The sequence below is a fragment of the Vagococcus luciliae genome (genome assembly GCF_024637875.1).
Taxonomy (GTDB): Bacteria; Bacillota; Bacilli; order Lactobacillales; family Vagococcaceae; genus Vagococcus; species Vagococcus luciliae.
The window spans coordinates 1,980,751-2,002,242 of record NZ_CP102451.1 but is presented as its reverse complement, the minus strand read 5'-3'; the positions used below and the strand labels follow the sequence as shown (position 1 = coordinate 2,002,242).

Annotated in this window: 21 protein-coding genes and 1 other RNA gene; 17 read left to right on the top strand and 5 right to left on the bottom strand. The window is 32.3% G+C overall.

The window, feature by feature from the left end:
- Both G314FT_RS09730 and recU read right to left on the bottom strand, forming a co-directional pair.
- The gene (locus tag G314FT_RS09730; RefSeq protein WP_257701106.1) at positions 1–2,247 is read right to left on the bottom strand and encodes a PBP1A family penicillin-binding protein; all 2,247 of its coding nucleotides are present in this window, start codon (positions 2,245–2,247) and stop codon (positions 1–3) included.
- Positions 2,237–2,857, bottom strand: coding sequence for a Holliday junction resolvase RecU (gene recU, locus G314FT_RS09725; RefSeq protein WP_257701104.1), 621 nt, complete (start codon positions 2,855–2,857; stop codon positions 2,237–2,239). Before recU ends, G314FT_RS09730 begins: the two co-directional genes overlap by 11 nt.
- A 255-nt stretch (positions 2,858–3,112) precedes the next feature.
- Between recU and gpsB the strand changes: the two genes are divergently transcribed.
- From gpsB to G314FT_RS09675, 10 genes are all read left to right on the top strand, one after another.
- The gene (gene gpsB, locus G314FT_RS09720) at positions 3,113–3,541 is read left to right on the top strand and encodes a cell division regulator GpsB (protein WP_257701102.1); all 429 of its coding nucleotides are present in this window, start codon (positions 3,113–3,115) and stop codon (positions 3,539–3,541) included.
- A 17-nt stretch (positions 3,542–3,558) separates the two neighbouring features.
- An RNA gene (gene rnpB / locus G314FT_RS09715) (RNase P RNA component class B) lies at positions 3,559–3,931 on the top strand.
- Positions 3,932–4,009: 78 nt separating this feature from the next.
- Complete coding sequence (locus G314FT_RS09710) at positions 4,010–5,167, top strand: THUMP domain-containing class I SAM-dependent RNA methyltransferase (protein WP_257701101.1); 1,158 nt, start codon at positions 4,010–4,012, stop codon at positions 5,165–5,167.
- Position 5,168: 1 nt separating this feature from the next.
- Positions 5,169–6,671 (top strand): carboxypeptidase M32, encoded by a 1,503-nt coding sequence (locus tag G314FT_RS09705; protein WP_257701099.1) that lies wholly within the window; start codon positions 5,169–5,171, stop codon positions 6,669–6,671.
- A 103-nt stretch (positions 6,672–6,774) separates the two neighbouring features.
- Positions 6,775–8,118 (top strand): TrkH family potassium uptake protein, encoded by a 1,344-nt coding sequence (locus G314FT_RS09700; RefSeq protein WP_257701097.1) that lies wholly within the window; start codon positions 6,775–6,777, stop codon positions 8,116–8,118.
- Between the two features lie 111 nt (positions 8,119–8,229).
- Complete coding sequence (locus G314FT_RS09695; RefSeq protein ID WP_257701095.1) at positions 8,230–9,120, top strand: beta/alpha barrel domain-containing protein; 891 nt, start codon at positions 8,230–8,232, stop codon at positions 9,118–9,120.
- A gap of 65 nt (positions 9,121–9,185) precedes the next feature.
- A complete protein-coding gene (locus G314FT_RS09690) occupies positions 9,186–9,866 on the top strand; it encodes an NAD(P)H-dependent oxidoreductase (RefSeq protein ID WP_257701093.1) in 681 nt (226 codons plus the stop codon).
- Positions 9,866–10,042 (top strand): hypothetical protein, encoded by a 177-nt coding sequence (locus tag G314FT_RS09685; protein ID WP_257701092.1) that lies wholly within the window; start codon positions 9,866–9,868, stop codon positions 10,040–10,042. The genes G314FT_RS09690 and G314FT_RS09685 overlap by 1 nt, the downstream gene beginning before the upstream one ends.
- A gap of 60 nt (positions 10,043–10,102) precedes the next feature.
- Positions 10,103–10,687, top strand: a complete 585-nt coding sequence (locus G314FT_RS09680) for a hypothetical protein (RefSeq protein ID WP_257701091.1) — start codon at positions 10,103–10,105, stop codon at positions 10,685–10,687.
- Positions 10,688–10,805: 118 nt separating this feature from the next.
- Positions 10,806–11,555, top strand: a complete 750-nt coding sequence (locus tag G314FT_RS09675; protein WP_257701089.1) for a tyrosine-protein phosphatase — start codon at positions 10,806–10,808, stop codon at positions 11,553–11,555.
- A 10-nt stretch (positions 11,556–11,565) separates the two neighbouring features.
- On the opposite strand, the gene G314FT_RS09670 is transcribed toward G314FT_RS09675, so the two are convergent.
- Positions 11,566–12,039, bottom strand: coding sequence for a methylated-DNA--[protein]-cysteine S-methyltransferase (locus G314FT_RS09670; protein ID WP_257701088.1), 474 nt, complete (start codon positions 12,037–12,039; stop codon positions 11,566–11,568).
- 81 nt (positions 12,040–12,120) lie between these two features.
- On the opposite strand from G314FT_RS09670, the gene G314FT_RS09665 reads away from it, so the two are divergent.
- From G314FT_RS09665 to G314FT_RS09650, 4 genes are read left to right on the top strand one after another with little or no spacing between them, the layout of a single operon-like run.
- Positions 12,121–13,488, top strand: coding sequence for a bifunctional metallophosphatase/5'-nucleotidase (locus tag G314FT_RS09665; RefSeq protein WP_257701086.1), 1,368 nt, complete (start codon positions 12,121–12,123; stop codon positions 13,486–13,488).
- Positions 13,489–13,506: 18 nt separating this feature from the next.
- Positions 13,507–14,109 (top strand): YutD family protein, encoded by a 603-nt coding sequence (locus G314FT_RS09660; RefSeq protein WP_257701084.1) that lies wholly within the window; start codon positions 13,507–13,509, stop codon positions 14,107–14,109.
- Between the two features lie 10 nt (positions 14,110–14,119).
- Positions 14,120–14,884 (top strand): TIGR01457 family HAD-type hydrolase, encoded by a 765-nt coding sequence (locus G314FT_RS09655; RefSeq protein ID WP_257701082.1) that lies wholly within the window; start codon positions 14,120–14,122, stop codon positions 14,882–14,884.
- 3 nt (positions 14,885–14,887) lie between these two features.
- Positions 14,888–15,526, top strand: coding sequence for a TIGR01906 family membrane protein (locus G314FT_RS09650; RefSeq protein WP_257701080.1), 639 nt, complete (start codon positions 14,888–14,890; stop codon positions 15,524–15,526).
- A 5-nt stretch (positions 15,527–15,531) separates the two neighbouring features.
- Here G314FT_RS09650 and G314FT_RS09645 read toward each other — a convergent pair whose 3' ends face one another.
- On the bottom strand, positions 15,532–16,038 hold the full coding sequence (locus G314FT_RS09645) for a phosphatidylglycerophosphatase A family protein (protein ID WP_257701078.1): 507 nt from the start codon (positions 16,036–16,038) through the stop codon (positions 15,532–15,534).
- 65 nt (positions 16,039–16,103) lie between these two features.
- Complete coding sequence (locus G314FT_RS09640; protein ID WP_257701077.1) at positions 16,104–17,093, bottom strand: NAD(P)/FAD-dependent oxidoreductase; 990 nt, start codon at positions 17,091–17,093, stop codon at positions 16,104–16,106.
- 151 nt (positions 17,094–17,244) lie between these two features.
- On the opposite strand from G314FT_RS09640, the gene G314FT_RS09635 reads away from it, so the two are divergent.
- From G314FT_RS09635 to G314FT_RS09625, 3 genes are read left to right on the top strand one after another with little or no spacing between them, the layout of a single operon-like run.
- On the top strand, positions 17,245–17,922 hold the full coding sequence (locus tag G314FT_RS09635; protein ID WP_257701076.1) for a TetR/AcrR family transcriptional regulator: 678 nt from the start codon (positions 17,245–17,247) through the stop codon (positions 17,920–17,922).
- 4 nt (positions 17,923–17,926) lie between these two features.
- Entirely contained in the window at positions 17,927–19,645 is a 1,719-nt protein-coding gene (locus G314FT_RS09630) for an ABC transporter ATP-binding protein (RefSeq protein ID WP_257701074.1), read from the top strand.
- Positions 19,642–21,486 (top strand): ABC transporter ATP-binding protein, encoded by a 1,845-nt coding sequence (locus G314FT_RS09625; protein WP_257701072.1) that lies wholly within the window; start codon positions 19,642–19,644, stop codon positions 21,484–21,486. Before G314FT_RS09630 ends, G314FT_RS09625 begins: the two co-directional genes overlap by 4 nt.
- The last annotated feature ends 6 nt before the right edge of the window (positions 21,487–21,492 follow it).

Here is a 21,492-nt window from a genome sequence, read left to right as displayed (position 1 = left end):
TTAATTATTATTATGAGATTGAGAGTTTATAGGAGAGGATGCATTGTTTTCTTCGCTATTATTAGTCTCATTATTTTGACTATCATTGTTATTTTGATTACTGTTATTTTGGTTGTTGTCATTAGTTGTTGGTTTTTCTTTAGTTGCTTCAGGCGTTTCCTCTTTTTTTTCTGATTTAGTCTCTTCTTTTTTAGATGAAGGTTTTGTTGCTTTAGATTCTTCTGGTTGATAGTAGTTATAATCAGTTACTCCTTCTGATTGTTTATAGTAATTGTAACTTGGTTGAGTTTGTTGTGTGTGCCCTTTAACATAAACTTCATTTCCAATTCTTACTACGTTAGAAGGTTGTTTCCAGTCCGTTGGTTCAATATTTTGGTAAAGATAAGACATGAATTCCCTGTAAATATCCATAGCTAATTGTTGATTATATAAAGTGATGGGTTGGAAATAATCGTCATATCCTGTCCAAACAGCCAGAGAATATTTTGGTGTATATCCGACAAATGTAATATCCGGACTTCCTTCACCTTTTACTTTGTAAAGCACATCATCATCATAATTACTCGTTCCAGTCTTTCCAGCTTGAACAATACCATTTATTTGTGCCTGAGTACCAGTACCACGGTTAATGACATCTTTTAACATATCAGTAATGATAAAAGCAGTTGATTCCTTCATTGCACGCTGACCCTTGGAATCAAAAGATTCTTCAGTTCCATCAGAATATACAACTTTGTTAACATAACTTGGTTCATAATAAATTCCACCATTAGCAAACGCAGCGTATGATGCCGCAAGTTTTTCAGAAGAAGATTCGAATCCAATGGCAGTTCCTTCATAAACTTTATTTGTTAAGCCTAAACTTGAAATAAAGTCTTTTGACTTATCATCGCCTACTTCTTTCAAAGCTTTTAATGCAGGGATGTTTCTAGAATCAACGAGAGATTCTCTCATAGTTAAATTTCCACGATATGAACGGTCATAATCGTATACCTCAGTTCCATCAGAATATTGATAGGGCATATCGGCATAAATTTGACCAGATCCATAATTTAAATCTTCAATGGTTGGAGCATAAGCTACCAAGGGTTTAGCTGTTGACCCAATATTTCGTTTAGCTGTGACTGCTTTATTATCATTTAGAGCACCATCACCTAATTTTCGTCCACCAATTTGTGCGCGAACATCACCATTTTTTACATCAATTAAAGTAGCAGTTGCTTGAAATTCATCATCAGGAAAATTAATAGCAGATTCATCACTATTTACGAGATTATATAAATAAGTTTGTGCATCTAAATCCATATTTGTATAGATATCTAATCCATCAGTATACACATTTTTATTTGTTTTTGATTGTACTTCATCAATGACTTGTTTAACGTAGTTATCTGTAACAACTTGCGTGGTAGAGTCTTTCTTTAATGGCATTAGACCATCTTCTACTTTTGTTCCTTTAGCTTCTTCATATTCTTTTTGAGAAATAATTTTATCTTTTAACATCTCACTTAAAACTAAATCACGTCTTTTTGTTGCCATATCTGGATGAGTGTATGGGTCATAATCAATTGGAGCTTGTGGCATGCCAGCTAAAAGAGCATATTGGGCTAATGATAATTCATCTAGATTTTTATTAAAATAGTTTTTTGCGGCTGTCTGCATTCCGTATATACCGTTTGCCATATAAACTCTATTAATATAGTAAGTTAGTATTTCATCTTTTGATTTTTTCTGTTCTAATTCCACTGCTAACCATGCTTCTTGGGCTTTTCGCTTAATTGTTTGATCTTCCTTTTTAGTTGAGAAGAAAGACAGTTTAATTAACTGTTGTGTTAAAGTACTACCACCTTGTCGGCTAGTTCCTTTTATGTTTGAAATAGCAGCTCCAGCAATCCGAATAGGGTCAACTCCTTTATGTTTTTCGAAACGCTTATCTTCTATAGAAATAATGGCTTCTTTTAACATTGGAGGAATTTGATTTGGTTCGATAATTTCACGTTTTTTCTCCCCAATTTCTAAAATCATATCTCCGTTCATCGCATAAATTTTTGATGAACGTGTATCCTCTAATTTTTTATAGTCGAGGGTAGGTGCATCCTTCGCGTAATAAAAGAACAATCCAGCTCCGCCGATGACGGGTATAACGATTAGAGCAAGTAAGACAGCTAGGAAAATAAGTATTCCTTTTTTAACATTCCTTTTTTGTCTTTTTTGCGGCTCTTTTTTTCCGTTAGAACTATTTTTCATAAATAGAATCTCCTTTTAATATATAGTGATCAATAATTGAAAGATAAGGAACAATTGGCGCAACACCTAATTGTATTTCATACCCACAATTTTCTATCATTTTTAATGGTATAGACTTTCGTTTTGTTTCTTTATTTTCCCAATAATCAATGACGTGGTTGGCAGAAAGAAAAAAACATCTTTGCAACGAAGAAAACCAAATAAGGACAAAAACGATACCATGCTGGTTAAGACACTGTTTCATATGCTTAATCTGATGTGCATGGAAATTATGAAGTGGAAAAGATGTTTTATTTTTTGTTTCTTTTGCTTCAAAATCAAGATATCTACCTTTGTAAATACCATTATAATCTGTTGTAGAAGCTTCTTTAAAATAAGCTTCAGTAATAACAGCAGCACTTCTGTTGGGATAATTAACATGAACAATTTGGATAGGGGTTGGTTTTTTGTGAACAACTGCTATCTCTTTGGATAAATAGTATAAATTACTTTGATTAATGAATTCTTCAAAAGACATTCCACGATTAGAAAAAGATGGTTTTTGCTTTTTTTTTATTTTTGCTTCTTTTTGATAACGCTTTGGAATACCGTTAGGGTAATTAATAGTCAAAATACCACACTCCTCTGTTTATTATATCAAACCTTGAAATACAATGAAAAGAAAAACGAAGAATCTTATCAGAATGTTCAACAAATTAGTTAAAATTTTAATATTTTTATTAAAACAGTTGTGTTACAATATAAAACTGATTATAGTATAATATGGAGGGAAGTATTTATCTAATCTTTTTCATCAGATAAATATTTTATAACACTCAATGATTTAGAAAGTATTTGAAAATGATATGTAGATGAGGTGTAATAAGTGACTAAATTAAATTTATCAGCAAAAGATATTTTGCAAAAAGAATTTAAGTCAAAAGTTCGTGGATACGATCCAGTTGAAGTTGACGAATTTTTGGATACCATTATTAAAGATTACGAAACATACAATCAAGAATTATTAGCATTAAAGGAAGAAAATCATCGTTTGGTTAACAAAGTGGATCAGTTAACACAGAGTCAGGCAACGTTATCTCGTATGAAACAGGAAGTGCCAAATCCATCTTCTGTGACAAATTTTGATATATTAAAACGATTATCTAATTTGGAAAAAGAAGTTTTTGGTAAAAAATTAGAACAACCTTCTAGTTCATCTTCTGTTAATATGAATGAGCAAGCTCGTGAGTCTTTATCTTCAGCGGCTCAAAAATTTTTAGATAATGAAGACTTAGGAGCAACACGTCGTTATTAAAAATATAATAAATTGTAATTTTCGGATAATCGCAGTTTACTTTAAGTAAGGTGAGGAAAGTCCATGCTCGCACAGACTGAGATGTCTGTAGTGTTCGTGCTTAATGAAACCATAAATTAAGGTACTTCTTTTTAAAGAGGTAACGGCAGGAAAAATAGCTAAGGCTTATGCTATGCTAAAGTATCCTTGAAAGTGCCACAGTGACGAAGTGATTTTAGAAATAAAATCAGTGGAACGGGTAAACCCCTCGAGCGAGCAACCCAAACAATGGTAGGGGCACCTATCTCAAGGAATTGAACTTAGAGATGGGACAGAATGAATTCTGTAGACAGATGATTATCGTTAATTATTGTACCTGGCAATAATTGATACAGAACATGGCTTATAGAAAATTACAACATCAGGGCGCCTTCCAGTTTGATGGAAGGCTTTTTTTCTAAAATAAAAAATTAATTGGAGTTACAACAAATGAAAAAATATAAATTAATTGCAACAGCAGCAAGTGGGATTGAAGCTCTTGTTGGTCGTGAACTAAGAGATATGGGAATAGATTGTCATGTTGAAAACGGTAAAGCTATTTTTTATGGTGATATTGAAACAATTGGTCGAGCAAATTTATGGTTAAGAACAGCAGATAGAATTAAAATTGTTATCGGTGAGTTTGAAGCCAAAACATTTGAATCTTTATTTGATCAAGTTAAAGAGTTACCTTGGGAAGATTTTTTACCAATGGACGCTAATTTTCCAGTATCAGGTAAATCGATTAAATCAACATTGTTTAGTGTATCAGATTGCCAAGCTTTGACAAAAAAAGCGATTGTTAATCGTTTGAGTGACTACTATTCAAGATATGGTCGTTTGCCAGAGACAGGGGCTCAATTTCCAATAGAGGTAGCACTTTTAAAAGATAAAGTGACATTGACTCTTGATACAACAGGACCAAGTTTATTTAAGAGAGGGTATCGTTTGGAAAAAGGTGGCGCACCTTTAAAAGAAAATATGGCAGCAGCTATTATTTCTTTAACAACGTGGCGTAAAGATAGACCTTTCTATGATCCAGTTTGTGGGTCTGGAACCTTTTGTATTGAAGCTGCGTTGATTGGTCGAAATATGGCACCTGGATTTAACCGTGAATTTTTATTTGAAACATGGCCATGGGTAGATGAATCTGTCATGGAAACATTACGAGCTGAAGCGGAGGCACAAGTTGATTATGAAACAGAATTAGATATTCTAGGGACAGACATTGATCCAAAAATGATTGAAATTGCTAAGAAAAATGCAGAAGAAATTGGTTTAGGTGAAGATATTACCTTTAAACAAATGCAATTGCGTGATTTTACCACAGATAAAGAGTATGGTGTAATTGTTGCTAATCCTCCGTATGGTGAACGTCTAGGAGAAGAGGATGCTGTAAGAGAATTATATAAACAAATGGGAGACGTTTATCGTCCACTTAAAACGTGGAGTAAATACATCTTAACAAGTGATTTACAGTTTGAAAGTTTTTATGGGGCAAAAGCAACGAAAAAACGTAAACTATATAATGGGGCGTTGCGAACAGATTTGTTCCAATATTGGGGAACACGTCCACCAAGAAAGCCAAAAAATGAAGGAGTAAATTAATATGAGTCAAGAACAAGAATTTTTAGCTTATTTAAAAGAAATTGCGTTATTAAATGAAGCAGTCGGATTAGCAGAATGGGATAGTCAAACAGGTATGCCTGAAAAGTCAGCTGGATATAGAGCAGAAATGTCTAGTTATTTAGCAGGTATGGCTTTTGATAAATCAACTAATGAAACAATGAGAAAGTATATGGAGTACTTTTCAGACCATCCAGATGAATTATCAGATTTTGGAAAACAAGTATTTGAAAAGGCAAAAGAAAATTATGATTTAAATAATAATATACCAGTAGATCGCTTTCAAGAATATTCACGTTTACTATCAAATGCACATAGTGTATGGGTAACAGCACGTGAAAAACAAGATTTTTCTATTTTTGAACCAATCTTGACAGATATTGTTAAAATGACAAAAGAATTTATTCCATTGTGGCGTAAAGATGAAGCAACAGATTATGATGTCTTATTAAATCAATATGAGCCTGGTATTACAGTAGCAGTGTTAGATGATGTATTTAATCAAGTCAAAGAGGGCATCATGTCAATTCGTAAAGAATTAGAAGAAAAAGGAACAGCTCCTAACACAGATTTTATCCATCGTACAGTGTCAAAAGAAATCCAAAAAGAATTTGTCACACAAGTTGTTGAACAACTAGGATATGATTTTTCAAGAGGACGCTTAGATGATACGGTTCATCCTTTCATGTTAGATTTAAACCGCAACGATGCTCGTATTACAACACGTTGGGATGACAATGATTTTATTATGGCGACATTGGGTGTGATTCATGAAGCTGGACATGGTATGTATGAACAAAATATAGATGAAAAATTTGACTACACGCCACTTTCTGGTGGAACGTCTATGGGAATTCATGAATCTCAATCATTATTTAATGAAATTATTGTAGGAGGAAGCCAAGCTTTTTGGTATAAACAGTTTGAACGATTAAAACAATTAACAGGTGATACCTTTGCAGATGTTTCGACTGAAGATTTCTATAAAGGATTGAAATTAACGAAACCAAGTTTAGTTAGAATCGAATCAGATTCACTCACTTACCCACTTCATATTATTATTCGTTATGAAATTGAAAAAATGCTCTTTAATGGTGATTTAGAAGTGAAAGATTTACCAAAAGTATGGAATGATAAATATGAAGAATACTTAGGTATTCGTCCTGAAAATGATACAGAAGGTGTATTACAAGATGTTCATTGGGCAGGTGGAAGTTTTGGTTACTTCCCATCTTATGCGTTAGGTTATATGTATGCGGCGCAACTTTATCATGCGATGAACAAAGATATTGATGTAGAAAAAGTTTTATCAAGTGATGATTATTCATCCATTAGAGAGTGGTTAACCGAACACATCCATCAATATGGAAGCTCAAAAAAACCAACAGAACTAATAGTTGAAGCCACTGGAGAAAATTTAAATCCACAATACTTGATTGATTATATGCGTGATTTATATTTCAACGTTTATGAGATTGAAGCATAAATTTTTAAAAGTTACAGATGATTCTGTAACTTTTTTTGTTGAGAAAGTATAAAGCAAAGGGTACAATAGGTCAATATGATTAGTTTAGAGGAGAACATATTACATGGAAAGTCATAAAAAGGGATTAAGAAGATTCAATACGGTCCAATTTATCACCCTGATGTTTTTAATTATTATTTTTATTGGATCTTTTCTATTATTTTTACCGATAAGTCATCAAACAGGGAAGCAGTTGACTTATATTGATGCACTATTTGTTGCGACATCATCTGTGTGCGTAACTGGATTAACCCCTATTAATATTTCACAAGTACTTAGTCCTTTTGGGCATATTGTTATGATGATTTTGATTGAAATTGGTGGCTTAGGATTTATGTCGATTGCATTAATCGTGGCCATGATGTTTCGAAAAAGAGTGTCTTTGCAATCGCGTTTAGTTATTAAAGAGATGCTTAATTTAAATAACCATGGTGGCGTGGTAAAATTACTTAAATTTGTGGTGAAATTTTCTGTTGGTGTTCAGTTATTAGGTGTCATTTTATTAGGATTTCAGTTTATACCTGAATATGGAATGAAACGTGGGATATTTTATAGTATATTTCATGCTGTTTCTGCCTTTTGTAATGCAGGATTTGATTTATTTGGTGATAGTTTATTAGGTTATCAACAGAATCCTTATGTGTTATTAGTTATTTCTGGACTTATTATTTCAGGTGGATTTGGATTTATTGTATGGTACGACTTAATTCATTGGCAAGATCATCGTCGTTTTTCTTTACATACTAAAATTGCTTTGATGGTTACGTTAAGTTTGTTGATTGGTGGAACAGTACTATTTTCTGTTACGGATAGATTTTATGAGATGTCGTTTGTAAAACAGCTTACCAATTCATTTTTCTTAAGTGTGACACCTCGTACAGCAGGGTTTGCTTCAATTGACTATGGTTCAATGAGTTATGCAGGTCTCATTTTAACAATAGTTTTAATGTTTATTGGCGGAACATCGGGTTCAACAGCTGGAGGAATCAAAACAACAACATTAGGGGTTCTTTTGATTCAATTAGTCAGTACATTAAAAGGCCGAGATGAAGCAGAATGGCAAGAGCGTTCTATTCCACGAAATATTGTGATGAAATCTTTTGTCTTATTTTTCTTTGCGAGTTTATTATGTTTATTAAGTGCGTTGGTATTATCTATGACGGAATATAGTCCACAACATTCTGGGATAGAGTATGTCTTGTTTGAAGTAGTTTCTGCATTTGCGACTGTTGGCTTAACAATGGGCTTAACACCTCATTTGACTCTATTTGGTAAATTACTTATTATGTGTTTGATGTTTATTGGTCGAGTAGGACTCTATACAGTCATGTATGCTTTATTAAGAAAAGAATTAAAAGATATGGGAAATAAATTTAACTATCCAAAAGAAACTGTTTTGATAGGTTAGAAGCGAACGCCTTTTTTAAGGAAATTATTTTTGAAAATTTTCAAAATTTAATTTAAATTTTTGTGTGTTATGTATTATAATGAGCATAATAAAATTAAAGGAGAATGTGACATGCTAGATGAAAAAACATTAACTATTGTAAAGACACATCCAGGATTTATTGCAGCGATGGATCAGGGGGATTTGAGTACCCCAGGTGCTTTAAGACAGTATGGTGTGCCAGATGAAACGTATCAAACATCTGAAGAGATGCATAACATTATTCATGATATGCGCACACGTATGATTATTAGTGATGAGTTTTCGTCAAAATATGTATTAGGTGTTATTTTATACAAAGATGCATTAGAGAGAACAGTTTTTTCAGAACCTGTACCAAACTATTTGTGGAATAAAAAAGGTATGTTGCCGTTTTTGAAAATTGATCAAGGTTTAGCTCCTCTTAGAGAGGGTGTCCAATTGATGGATGAGTTAACAGAATTTGATGAGCTAGTGGAAAAAGCAAAAGACTTCCCTTTCATTGGATTTAAATACCGTTCATTAATTTGTTCAGCTAATGAAGTGGGCATAAAGCAACTGGTCAAACAACAATTTGATTTAGCAAAAAAAGTGTATGCACTAGGTTACTTACCAATGTTAGAGCCTGATATTGAGTTACATATTCCAGACAAAAAGCAAGCAGAAATTTATTTAAAAAATGCATTAAACGAGGAATTAAGTCAATTAGATCATGACGTGAAAATCATGTTGAAATTGACGTTACCGACAGAAGCAGATTTTTATCATGATTTATTAGGTTATCCAAATATTGTACGAATGTTAGCTTCTTCAAGTGGTTTAAGACAAACAGAAGCAGATAAAAAATTAAGTGAAAATCATGATATGATTGCTAGTTTTTCAAGAGCACTAACAGAAGGACTAAGTTATCAAGAAAGTGATTTAGAATTTGATTTTCATTTAAGACAAACACTTCACGCGATATTTAATGCATCAAATACATAAAAAGTAAAGAGTGACCATCTGAGACAGGCAGATGGTCTTTTTATAGCAAAGATTAGGAGAGAGTTATGAAAACATTAGTGGTTATCGCCCATCCCAATTCACATGAATCTGGGTTGCAATCATTTTTAAAAGAAAGTTGTGCTTCTTTATCATCGGTTGAAATATACGATATACAAGAGGAATTAAGTACTTTTGATTTAGTCAAAACACAGGAATTATTAAAAAAGCAGGACAGGATTATTTTTCAATTTCCAATGTACTGGTATGCAGCACCAGATATTTTATACAAATGGCTAGAAAAAGTACTAACTACTTCATTATATAAGGACGCTCTAAAAGATAAAGAGTTGGGCATTGTGATTAATATGGGGCAAAAGCTATCTTCTTTTCAAGCAGGTGCATCAGAACATTTTACCATTTCAGAGTTATTGAGACCTTTTCAGGCAATTGCTTATAAGTGTCAAATGATTTATTTAACACCTTTTCCAATTGCATTATTTTCTTATTTAAAAGAAAATGATAAAAAACAATTATTAATTAACTATCAGCATTATTTGACAAAAGAAAAGGATAGTCGCTTTTCTGTTAGAGAAAATTGGGCTATCAAGCGATTAGTTGAATTAGAACAAAAGCAAGTCATTAAAGATGAAGAAAATCGATTATCATCAATACGGGATGCATTAGAAGAAAATCGTTTAGAGTTAGATAGCTTATTGATGACATTGGAAGAGATGAGGGATGAGTAGTGCAAGAAAAAGAATGGGTATTAAATGAATTATCTTTATTAAAAAGAGAAACTCAAACATATGAGGTGAGTGCTTTTTTAAATGAGTTAGAAGATATTTTAAGCGAACAATATAAACGAATTGAACAAGCAAAAGCTGAGCTAGATGGATTATTATGGAGTCCAAATGAGTGGTAGTATTTATCTTTTAGACTAAATTTGTTATAGTAAAGAAAAACATATTTAATAGGAGAACCAATGAAAAATATAAAATATTTAATACTACTTCTATTTTTAGTTGGTCTAAGTGGTTGTGGAAATAAAAAAAGCGATACAAAAGAAACAACTGAAAGTACGGTTGGTATGGTAATTAAAGATAAAAAAGGAAAGCGTAGTACTGTTGTTAATAATATGCTTGTAGGTCACTCTAAAATTAGTTTTAATAATGAAAAATATGATGTATTATCCGAAGGGAAATTTAACCAACAAACATTATGGGGAACTTTTCAACAGGAAAATAATCGAAATACTTATATTCAAATAGATGCGTTTGACAATACTCAAAAAATGTATGGTGATATCTCAGGTTATGTATTAGATGGTGTTAAGTGGGGAGAAGAAGAACCTGTTCAATATTTAGGAGTGATGGAAGAAGCTCTTCAGCCGTCGAAAGATAAAAAAGCTCTGATGTATAAGGGGAGGACGGGAGATGTTATCTTTTCAGTAACGATGTTTGGAAAAGATAAATTAACCAATAAAGAAATACTAGATTTAAAAGAAATAGCTAAAAGTATTAAAGTTGAGTATGTAGCAGATCAAATGACAACTGTAAGTGGTGAATAACTTCATCACTTTTTTATATTTTTTTGAAAAAAATTCAAAATTAACCTTACTAAAAAAAACGTAAGTTTGGTAAACTGTAAGATGTAGCATATTAAATGATTTTTTTAGGAGGAACAGAATGGATACATTAGTCAATTTTAGAGATTTAGGCGGTATTGTGACCTTAGATAATAAAAAAGTAGTCAATCATCAATTTTTAAGAAGTGGTGAAGTAGTCCATATTTCAACAGAAGATAAAGAAGAATTAGTTAAGTCATACAGTTTAAAAAAAATTGTTGATTTTAGAGGGGACACTGAGGTTAGTCAAAGTCCTGATGATACCATAACAGGTGTATCCTATGAGCATATTGATATTTTAGGTGAAACAGCTAATCAAGGAGCTAGTCTAGAAGAATTATTAAATCCCAAATATAATCCTCAACAAGCGATGATGACGATTTATGAAGAGCTTGTTTTATCAAAAGATGCACAAACAGGTTACTCTAAATTTTTAAGTGATTTTTTGACTGAGCCAAATGAAGCAACATTATTTCATTGTTTTGCTGGAAAAGACCGAACAGGATTTGCAGCTGCTTTGATATTATCTAGTTTAAATGTATCCAAAGAGGCAATAGATGAAGATTATTTGAAAACAAATGATTCTAGAAAAGCGGCAAATGATGCGATTTTAAATGAAATGAAAGAAAAAGGAGCATCAACTAAACAATTGGCTAATATGTTAGTGATGTTAACCGTTAATAAAGATTACCTTGATTATGCATTTGAATTAATTAACCAACATTTTGGTAGCATAGAAAATTATTTTACAGATATTTTAAAACTTCCAACAACATTTTCTAAAGATATGCAAACATTATATACAATCTAGAAAAAGGAAATCATTCGTGATTTCCTTTTTCTAATGTAATAAGTGATTGTTTAATCGTTAAGCCAAATTCGGATGTTCCAAAGTAGCCTGTTAGTTGACTAGATTGACTGATGACTCGGTGACAGGGAATGATCATTGGGATAGGATTTTTTTTACAAGCTTGTCCGACAGCTTGATAGGCTTTTGGTTGATTTATTTTTATGGCGATATCTTTGTAGGTACATGTTTGACCATAGGGAATATCTAACAAGGTGCGCCAAACTTTTTGTTGAAAAGCTGTTCCTGTACTTAAGTCTAGTGGTACAGTAAAATGTTTTCTATTATATGATAAAAATTCATGAAGTTCAATTAGACATTGATTTATTATGGAATCGGTAGGTTTATTAATATTTGATACGTCTGTAGGATTAATAAAATAGATACGTGATATTTTTTGATTTTTTTGTTCAATATCTAAAAAATAGTTATTAATTTTATAAGCCATATAATCGACTCCTTTATTTATCATAATACCCAATTTTAATGAGATATGATAGTATAAAAGATATGAGAAGGGATGTTAGTCATGAAAGAGATTATTCATTTATTACATACAAATGATATACATTCACATTTAGAAAGATGGCCTAAAATTCGTCGTTGGCTAAATGAGGAAACTAAAAAATATGAAAATCAAGGAAGCGATGTTTTTAGATTTGATGTGGGAGATTTTCTGGATAGAGTACACCCTTTAACTGAAGCAACGGACGGCATAGCAAATGTAAATTTGATGAATCAAGTGTACTATGATGCTGTCACAATTGGAAATAATGAAGGTATTACAAATAGTAAACGAGTATTAAATCATCTATATAAACAAGCAAATTTTCCTATTGTTTTAAGTAATTTAAAAGATAAATTAACTAATGATTATCCTACTTGGGCAAAACCTTACACTATTGTGGAAACTACCCAAAAGGTAAAAATAGGAGTGTTTGGTTTAACGGCACCGATGGTATTGAGTTATAGTCCATTTGGTTGGGATGTGGTTGATCCATTTGTAGCCGCAAAACAGATGATTGATGAACTTTCCGAAAAAGTGGACATTATCATTTTATTATCCCATTTAGGTATTATGGATGATAAGAAAATGGCAAATGAATACCCACAAATTGATATTATTTTAGGTGCACATACTCATCATCTATTACCAAAGGGATTAATTGAAAATGGCGTATTATTATGTGCTGCAGGTAAGTTTGGAGAATATGTAGGAGATGTATCAATTGAGTGTCATAATGGAAAAATTATAAAAAAAACAGCTAAAACGATTGATATAAATCTATTATCACAAGAGATTGCGGATATAAATGAAATTACTAGTTACAAAAATCAGGGGGATCAGTTGTTAGAAAGTAGAAATGTGGGCAACGTGACCAGTAAACTAAATAAACGAGATTCTTTAATAAAAATAGCCTTAAAGGCCATGGAAAAAAGTAGTGGATGTGACGTGGCGATGGTTAATTCTGGATTATTTCTGACAGATTTAGGACCAGGAGAGATAGATGAAAAAGACCTACATGACTGTTTACCTCACCCAATGAATTTAATAAAAGTAACACTACAAGGAAAAGACTTAATTAGATTGGCTAAAGAGGTTGTGAAAAATCGTGACTTTTTACTTAAATTTCCTATTATCGGCATGAAATTTAGAGGAAAATATTTTGGTGAAATATGGTATGATGGCTTTAATTATAATGAAAAAATACATGAAGGATTTTGGTTAGGGAAACCAATTGAAATGGATAGATATTATAGTTTTGTGACAGTTGACCATTTAGCATTTATACCATTTTTTCCTACCATTGAAATAGCAGGTAAGATTGAAATATTAGGACCTAGTTTTTTAAGGAATAGTGTGGCAATGTACTTAAATAAACAAAATGATGATTAGAAGATAGAGGTAAGAATGATGGCGAAAAAAATAAAAAAATTAGAAGAAGTAGAAGATATCGACGTTCAGCCAGAAGAAGTAGATGAAGTTCTTTTGGAAATGTTAGAAAATTATCATCCAGATTCTTTCCCATTAGCTGATGGGACATATCGATTGGTAAAAGAATATCGAGATGGATTTGATTATGAAACAGTTATTAAACGATATAATGATGTTTTATCAAAATATGATTATATTGTTGGTGATTGGGGCTATGATCAATTAAGATTGCGTGGTTTTTTTAAAGATGATTTTAAGAGTGCACCGCTTGATGCTAAAATTAATACATTGAATGATTACTTATATGAATTTTGTAATTTTGGATGTGCCTATTTTGTTATTGAGCAAATTGGAGATTTTAAACGAAAGGGTCGTTCTTCCAGCTTTAAATCGTCTAAAAATAAAAACCAAGCACATACTAGTGAAAAAAAATATGACGCTAAAAATAATAAAAAAACAAAACCTAAAGGAAGCAATCAATCAAAAAATAGTCAATCGACTAATAAAAAAAATAATAAACCACCTAAAAGTAAAGAAGGAACTAAAGAACGTCACTTTAAAATAAAGAAAAAAGAAGATTAGGAGAGAAAAAATGACTTATAAAGGCTATTTAATAGATTTAGATGGCACCATTTATTTAGGAGACAAGCCAATTAAGGCTGGTAAGCGATTTGTTGATCGACTAAAAGAAAAGAATATACCTTTTTTATTTGTAACCAATAATACAACTAAGACACCCCATGTGGTAAAAAAAAGATTACAAGACTCTTTTGATATTGATGTTTCTGCTGATACCATATACACAGCAAGTTTAGCTACAGTTGATTATATGAATGATAAGGGTTTAGGAAAAAAAGTGTATGTGATTGGTGAAGAGGGATTAAAAGAGGCCATCTTTTCTTCAGGATTTGTGTTAGATGAGGAACATCCTGATTATGTGGTTGTGGCTCTTGATACAGATTTAACCTATGAAAAATTAGCAGTTGCGACACTAGCTATTCAAAAAGGGGCACACTTTATTGGCACAAACCCTGACAAGAATATTCCAACCCATCGTGGTTTGATGCCAGGAGCTGGAAGTTTGATTGCAGGAATTGAGACAGCAACACAAAAAAGTGCAACTTATATCGGGAAACCAGAAGCAATTATGATGAAAAAAGCTTTAGAGCGGTTAAAATTAGCTGCGAATGAAGTCATGATGGTGGGCGATAATTATGAAACAGATATCCGAGCAGGAATTGATAATGATATAGATACATTATTAGTCTTAACAGGATTTACAAAAAAAGAAGATGTGGCAACACTTCCTATTGCTCCTACAAAGGTCATTGATTCTTTAGATGAATGGCAGGTATAGCTAGTGGTAAAATCAAAGGAGATAGTAAACAGGGTTATATTAATTCTATTTTTATTAAGTCTAGCGATTACGTTGACAATTAATGCTAGATGGTTATATGTGTTTGATATTCATTATTTAGGTATTACAGAATACACAGAGTATAGTAAACACACCATTTTATCTAATTATGATGACTTGATGCGATATTTAAATTTCTTTTGGGTAAAAAAACTATCGATGAAAGATTTTCCAACTTCATCTGAAGGGGCATTTCATTTTGTTGAAGTGAAACGATTATTTCAGTTGAACTATGCGATCTTATTGGTAACATTAGTTCCAAGTGTACGGTATTTGTATCGTTTATTTAAAGATAAGATGGTATGGACTCTTAATACAATGATACAAGGTATTTTATTAAGTTTAGGAGCGTTGGCTTTTTTTATGATTGTTGCTTTCAATCAATTCTTTGTCTTATTTCATGAAGTTTTCTTTAATAACGATGCCTGGATTTTTTACCCTGAGACAGATCCTATTATTTTAGTCCTGCCTCAAGAATATTTTTTCCATTGTTTTACTTTGTTTTTTATTTTGTTTATTTTATTTTTAATGATATTACTTATTAAAGGAAAAAAGGAATTAAAAAAAACCAGTGATGCATAGAAGCATCACTGGTTTTCGTTTAATCGATCAGGTTCAGAATGGGCGAGGCGACTAGCAGCGGCAGCAGCAATAGCTCCCACGATATCATCTAAAAAAGTATGAACTTGATTGCCTTCATGTGAATTTAATGTTTCTAAAATCCCTGGTTTTACTTTGTCAATGTAGCCATAGTTAGTAAAACCAATTGAACCATAGATATTAACGATTGATAAAGCTAAAATTTCGTCTATACCGTATAAGCCTTCATCTGTTTCTAAAATTTCTTGTAAAGGTTCTAGTACTTGATGGTTTTCAGCAGAGATATCTAACTGAATTCCTGTTAAGATAGCATTTTGAACTTCGCGTTTATTTAGAACAGCCTCAACGTTTTCCACACACATATCAAGTGTTAAATCTTGTACATATTTTTCTTGTAGAAAATAAACAAGTTCTGCAATATCTTTAATAGTGACACCACGATCAATTAATAATTGTCTAGACATTTTCTTTAATGTCTCTTTTTTTATCGTCATTTTTACACCTTCTTAATTGTATTGTTACATAGTATAACCCAGTAAAATAGTTATAACAAGTATGATTATTGTTTAAATAAACTTGTACTGTGCATAGGTTGTACACGTTCTTTAGGATTTATGTGGTTTACTGCATGATTAACAGCGATAGGCGCTTCACCAAATCCTGTTGCAATCAATTCAACTTTTCCATCATAGGTTGAGATATCCCCAATCGCAAAAATACCATCAACAGACGTTCTAGTGGCAGAATCCGTTACAATTGATTGACGTGTTAATTCAATTGGCCAATTCTTTATTGGCCCTAGTGAAGAAGAAAATCCGTAATTAACTAATAAATCCGAAACATGAAATGTTTTTGAAAGATCTTCTTTTGGATTGAATAAGGTAACACCACCTAATGTTCCATCAATTTCATGCAGTTCTTGAATAACGAAAGGTGTTTCGATGGTAACGCTCGATTGCTTTAAGAGCTCTATACTATGTTCGTGTGCGCGAAAGATTGGACGGCGATGAACTAAAATAACTGACTTAGCTATTTTTTCAAGCATTAATGCCCAATCTACTGCTGAATCTCCTCCGCCACAAATCATGATGTCTTTGTCTCTAAATTTTTCCATGTTAGTGACAAAGTAGTGTAATCCATTTCCCTCAAAGAATTCATGACCTTCAGTCGTTAAACGTTTTGGTTGAAATGCCCCATTACCAGCAGCGATAATAACGGTTTTCGAGTAGTGAGTTTCTTTTTTTGTTGTGAGTTTAAAGATGTCACCTTCTTTTTTTATATCTAAAACTTCTTCATCTAAACAAATCGTGTGATGAAAGGGTTTGATTTGCTCAACTAATTGATCGACTAATTGTTGAGCTTTTATATTTGGAAATCCTGCTACATCGTAAATGAGCTTTTCCGGATAGAGTAAACTAAGTTGTCCGCCAAGTTGAGGCAAGGATTCAATAATTTTTGTTTTGGCTTGACGCATTCCTGCGTAAAAAGAGGCAAAGATACCTGCTGGGCCTCCTCCAATAATGGTAATATCATATAATTCGTTTGTCATGTGAAACTCCTTTACTAATCAATAATTAAAGTATAAATGACCTGTTAAGATAAATAAACTAATTTGAATTTATTAAGGGTTTATAATTGATTTATGACATGCTGTCATATATAATGACAGCATGTCATAAAAAAGTAAGGAGATAATCACTATGCCAAAACCCACTTTTTTTCGTTTAGAAGAGGAGAAGCAACAAAAAATTATTGAAGCTTGCGAAAAAGAATTTTCTTCTGTACCGATCCATCAATCGTCTATTGCCAATATTGTGAAATATGCAGATATTCCTAGAGGGAGTTTTTATCAATACTTTGAAGATAAAGATGATGTATTCTACTACATTTGTGATATGTTGGTGAAAGAACCTGAAACAACATTTATGGAGTTATTTAAAGAAAATAAAGGAAATTTATTTTTAACCATGCAGGAATTTTTTGATTACTTTATTCATTTAGTATTAAAAAGTCAACATGCTAAACTATTAAAAAATATTTTTATGTATATGGATTACAAGCGCTCTAGTGAAATATTTGATGGACTCGACGCTGAAAGAAGAGCAGTACAACATTTAAAGGGTCGTAAAAAACAACGTTATCATAAGTATGAACAATTAATTAATACGATTGATTACTCTTCGTTGGCTATTTCAAATGTTAGAGAATTAAAAGTATTACTTCGTTTATTGTTTAATACAATGCATGCTTCTATCAATGAAGTTTACCGTTCAGAACAAATGGGTAAAGAAATTGATATTGAAAGAGTTAAAACAGAATTTAATATGAAATTAAATTGGATTGCCCACGGGGTAACGAAAGATAAAATAGGAGGATAGACTTATGTTAAGAATTATTAAGCGAATGTCTCTACCAGCTGTATTGGGAGCCATTTTATTTATGGTTATTCAAATTACGAGTGATTTATATTTGCCGACATTAACATCCAATATTATTGATAACGGAGTAACAAAAGGAGATATCTCGTATATTTGGCAAGTTGGGTTTGTGATGATTGGTATCTCCTTTGTAGGTATATTAGCATCTATTGCTAATACGTTTATTGCGACAAGGCAAGCGCAAAAATTAGGAAAACAATTGCGTTCAGAGATTTATGAAAAAGTAGAATATTCTTCTCAACGCGAGTTTGACAAGATAGGAACAGCATCATTAATTACGAGAACAACTAATGATGTCAATCAAATCCAAATGGTTAGTCAAATGTTTTTAAGAATCATGATTAATGCACCAATCACATTAATTGGAGCAAGTATTTTAGCGTTTTATCGAGATAGAGAGTTAACAAAAATTTTCTTATACGTTATCCCATTAATTATTGTGGTTGTTGGGGTGACAATGTATTTTGCTATTCCATTATTTAAAAGTTTGCAAGAAAAAACAGATAGATTGAACTTAGTATTTCGTGAAGGACTAACAGGTGTTCGTGTTATCCGTGCGTTTAATCAAACAAAATTTGAAGAAAATCGTTTTGATGATGCCAATAAAGATTATACAAATACTGCGATTAGAGTAAATACGTTAATGTCATTTCTACTACCAGTGATTACGTTAATAATTAGTGTCACAAACGTTTCAATTATTTGGTTTGGTGGTCATAATATCGCGGCTGGAACGCTTGAAGTAGGGAACATGATGGCATTTATGACGTATGCCATGCAAATATTGATGAGTTTTGTCATGATGGCGATGATTTTTGTTTTTGTCCCTCGTGCACAAGCTTCAGCAGTTCGTATTAATGAAGTACTAGATATGAAGGATGATATTAAAAATCCTGATACACCAAAAGAATTTAGTCATGATAGCTCACTAGCTTTTAAACAAGTTAGTTATAGTTATAGCGGTGCTGAAAAACCCGCTCTATCTGGTGTTGATTTTACCGCTAAAAAAGGTGACACAGTTGCGATTATTGGTGGGACCGGTTCTGGTAAGTCAACACTTGTTAATTTAATTCCCCGTTTTTTTGATACAACAGAAGGAGAAATAGTTGTTGATGAATGCAATGTCAAAGATGTGTTACAACATGAACTGCGTGAAAAAGTTAGCTTTGTTCCACAAAAAGCAGTGTTATTTACAGGAACAATTCGGTCAAATATGCAATATGGAAAAGAAAATGCAACAGAAGAAGAGATTTGGCAAGCATTAGAAATAGCTCAAGCTAAAGAGTTTGTGTCTGAATTACCTGATGGATTAGATAGTAAAGTAGAACAAGGTGGAACAAATTTTTCTGGAGGACAAAGACAACGACTATGTATAGCAAGAGCGTTGATTAAACAAGCTTCGGTATATGTCTTTGATGATTCGTTTTCAGCACTGGATTTCAAAACAGATGCGGCTTTAAGAAAAGCATTACAAGAATCCATTACTGAATCAATAGTCGTGATTGTCGCACAGAGAATTAGTACAGTAGTGGATGCCGATACCATTCTTGTATTAGATGATGGTGTGATGGTAGGACGTGGTGATCATCAACACTTAAAAGCAACAAACGAGACTTATCAAGAAATCATTTCATCACAGTTGAGTAAGGAGGAAATAGCATGAGACAACATGGACCTGGTGGAGTAAAAGGAAAAAAAGCCAAACCAAAGAATTTTTGGAAAACAACCAAACGTTTGATGTCATATATGTTAAAACGATGGTATTTAATAGCATTAGTGTTTGTGTTAGCTACTGCCTCAACAATATTTCAAATTCGTACACCTAAAATATTAGGGGAAGCAACAACTGAAATTTTTTCTGGATTAATGAGAGCCAAACAAACGATGATGAGTGGTGGAAAAGTAGGAAAAATCAATATTGATTTTGATAAAATTGCTAGTATTTTAATGATTGTTCTAGCGATGTATGTTGCTTCTGCTATTTTTAGTTTTCTGCAACAGTTTATTATGACACGTATTTCTCAACGAACAGTGTATCAATTAAGAAAAGAATTTAAAGAAAAAATGGGCCGAGTTCCTGTTTCTTATTATGATACTCATTCAAATGGGGATATCATGTCACGTGCCATTAATGATATGGATAACATTGCAACAACACTTCAACAAACATTGACACAATTTGTCACTAGTATTTTGATGTTTTTTGGGGTATTGTGGATGATGTTAACAATTAGTTGGAAATTAACGATTGTAGCAGCATTAACTGTTCCACTTAGTTTAATCATTACCATGATTATTGCACCAAAATCTCAACGCTATTTTGGTAAACAACAAGCTAGTTTGGGATTATTAAACAATCAAATAGAAGAAAGCTATAGTGGACACACTGTAGTGAGAAGTTTTAATCATGAAAAAGAAAATATTGAGGTATTTGAAGTTCAAAATGAAAAACTTTATGAATCTGGTTGGAAATCACAATTTATTTCGGCCATTATCATGCCTTTAATGAACTTTGTTAAAAATATTAGTTATGTGTTTATCGCCGTATTAGGTGGGATACAGGTTGCAAATGGAAATATGCCTTTAGGGGATGTTCAAGCATTTATGCAATACACGAATCAATTCGCACAACCCCTTAGTCAAATGGCTAATTTGTTGAATACAATTCAATCAACTATTGCTTCAGCAGAACGGATTTTTGAAGTATTAGATGAGTTAGAAATGAGTAATGTAGAAGTAGATGAAACAAATATTATACCAACTGATGCTGTTGTATCATTTCAACATATGGCGTTTGGGTACGATGATAGTGAGTTATTGATGAAAGATTTTAATCTTGATGTATTCGAAGGGCAAAAAGTGGCAATTGTTGGACCAACAGGAGCGGGTAAAACAACTATTATTAATTTGTTGGAACGATTTTATGATGTTTCAGGTGGTGCCATTCTTTATGAAGGAAAAGACACTAGAAATATAAGACGTGAAACATTACGTTCTCATTTTTCAATGGTACTACAAGATACTTGGCTATTCACTGGTTCGATATTTGATAATATTCGTTATGGAAATATGGATGCCAGTGAAGAAGAGGTTATCCGTGCAGCAAAAGCAGCACGTGTTGATGAATTTGTTCGCCGTTTACCTGAAGGGTATGACACTGTGCTAAATGAAGATGCTTCAAACATTTCTCAAGGCCAAAGACAGTTAATTACTATAGCTCGTGCTTTTTTAGTTAATCCTGATGTCTTGATTTTAGATGAAGCCACTTCAAGTGTTGATACAAGAACTGAAATATTGATACAAGAAGCAATGGATAGATTATTAGAAGGTCGTACAAGTTTTGTTGTGGCTCACAGATTATCAACGATTCGTGATGCAGATAACATTATTGTGATGGATCAAGGGGACATCGTTGAAACGGGAAATCATGATCAATTACTTGAAAAAGCCGGTTTCTATGCTGAATTATATAATAGTCAATTTTCGACAGGGATAAGTATTTAATAAAAA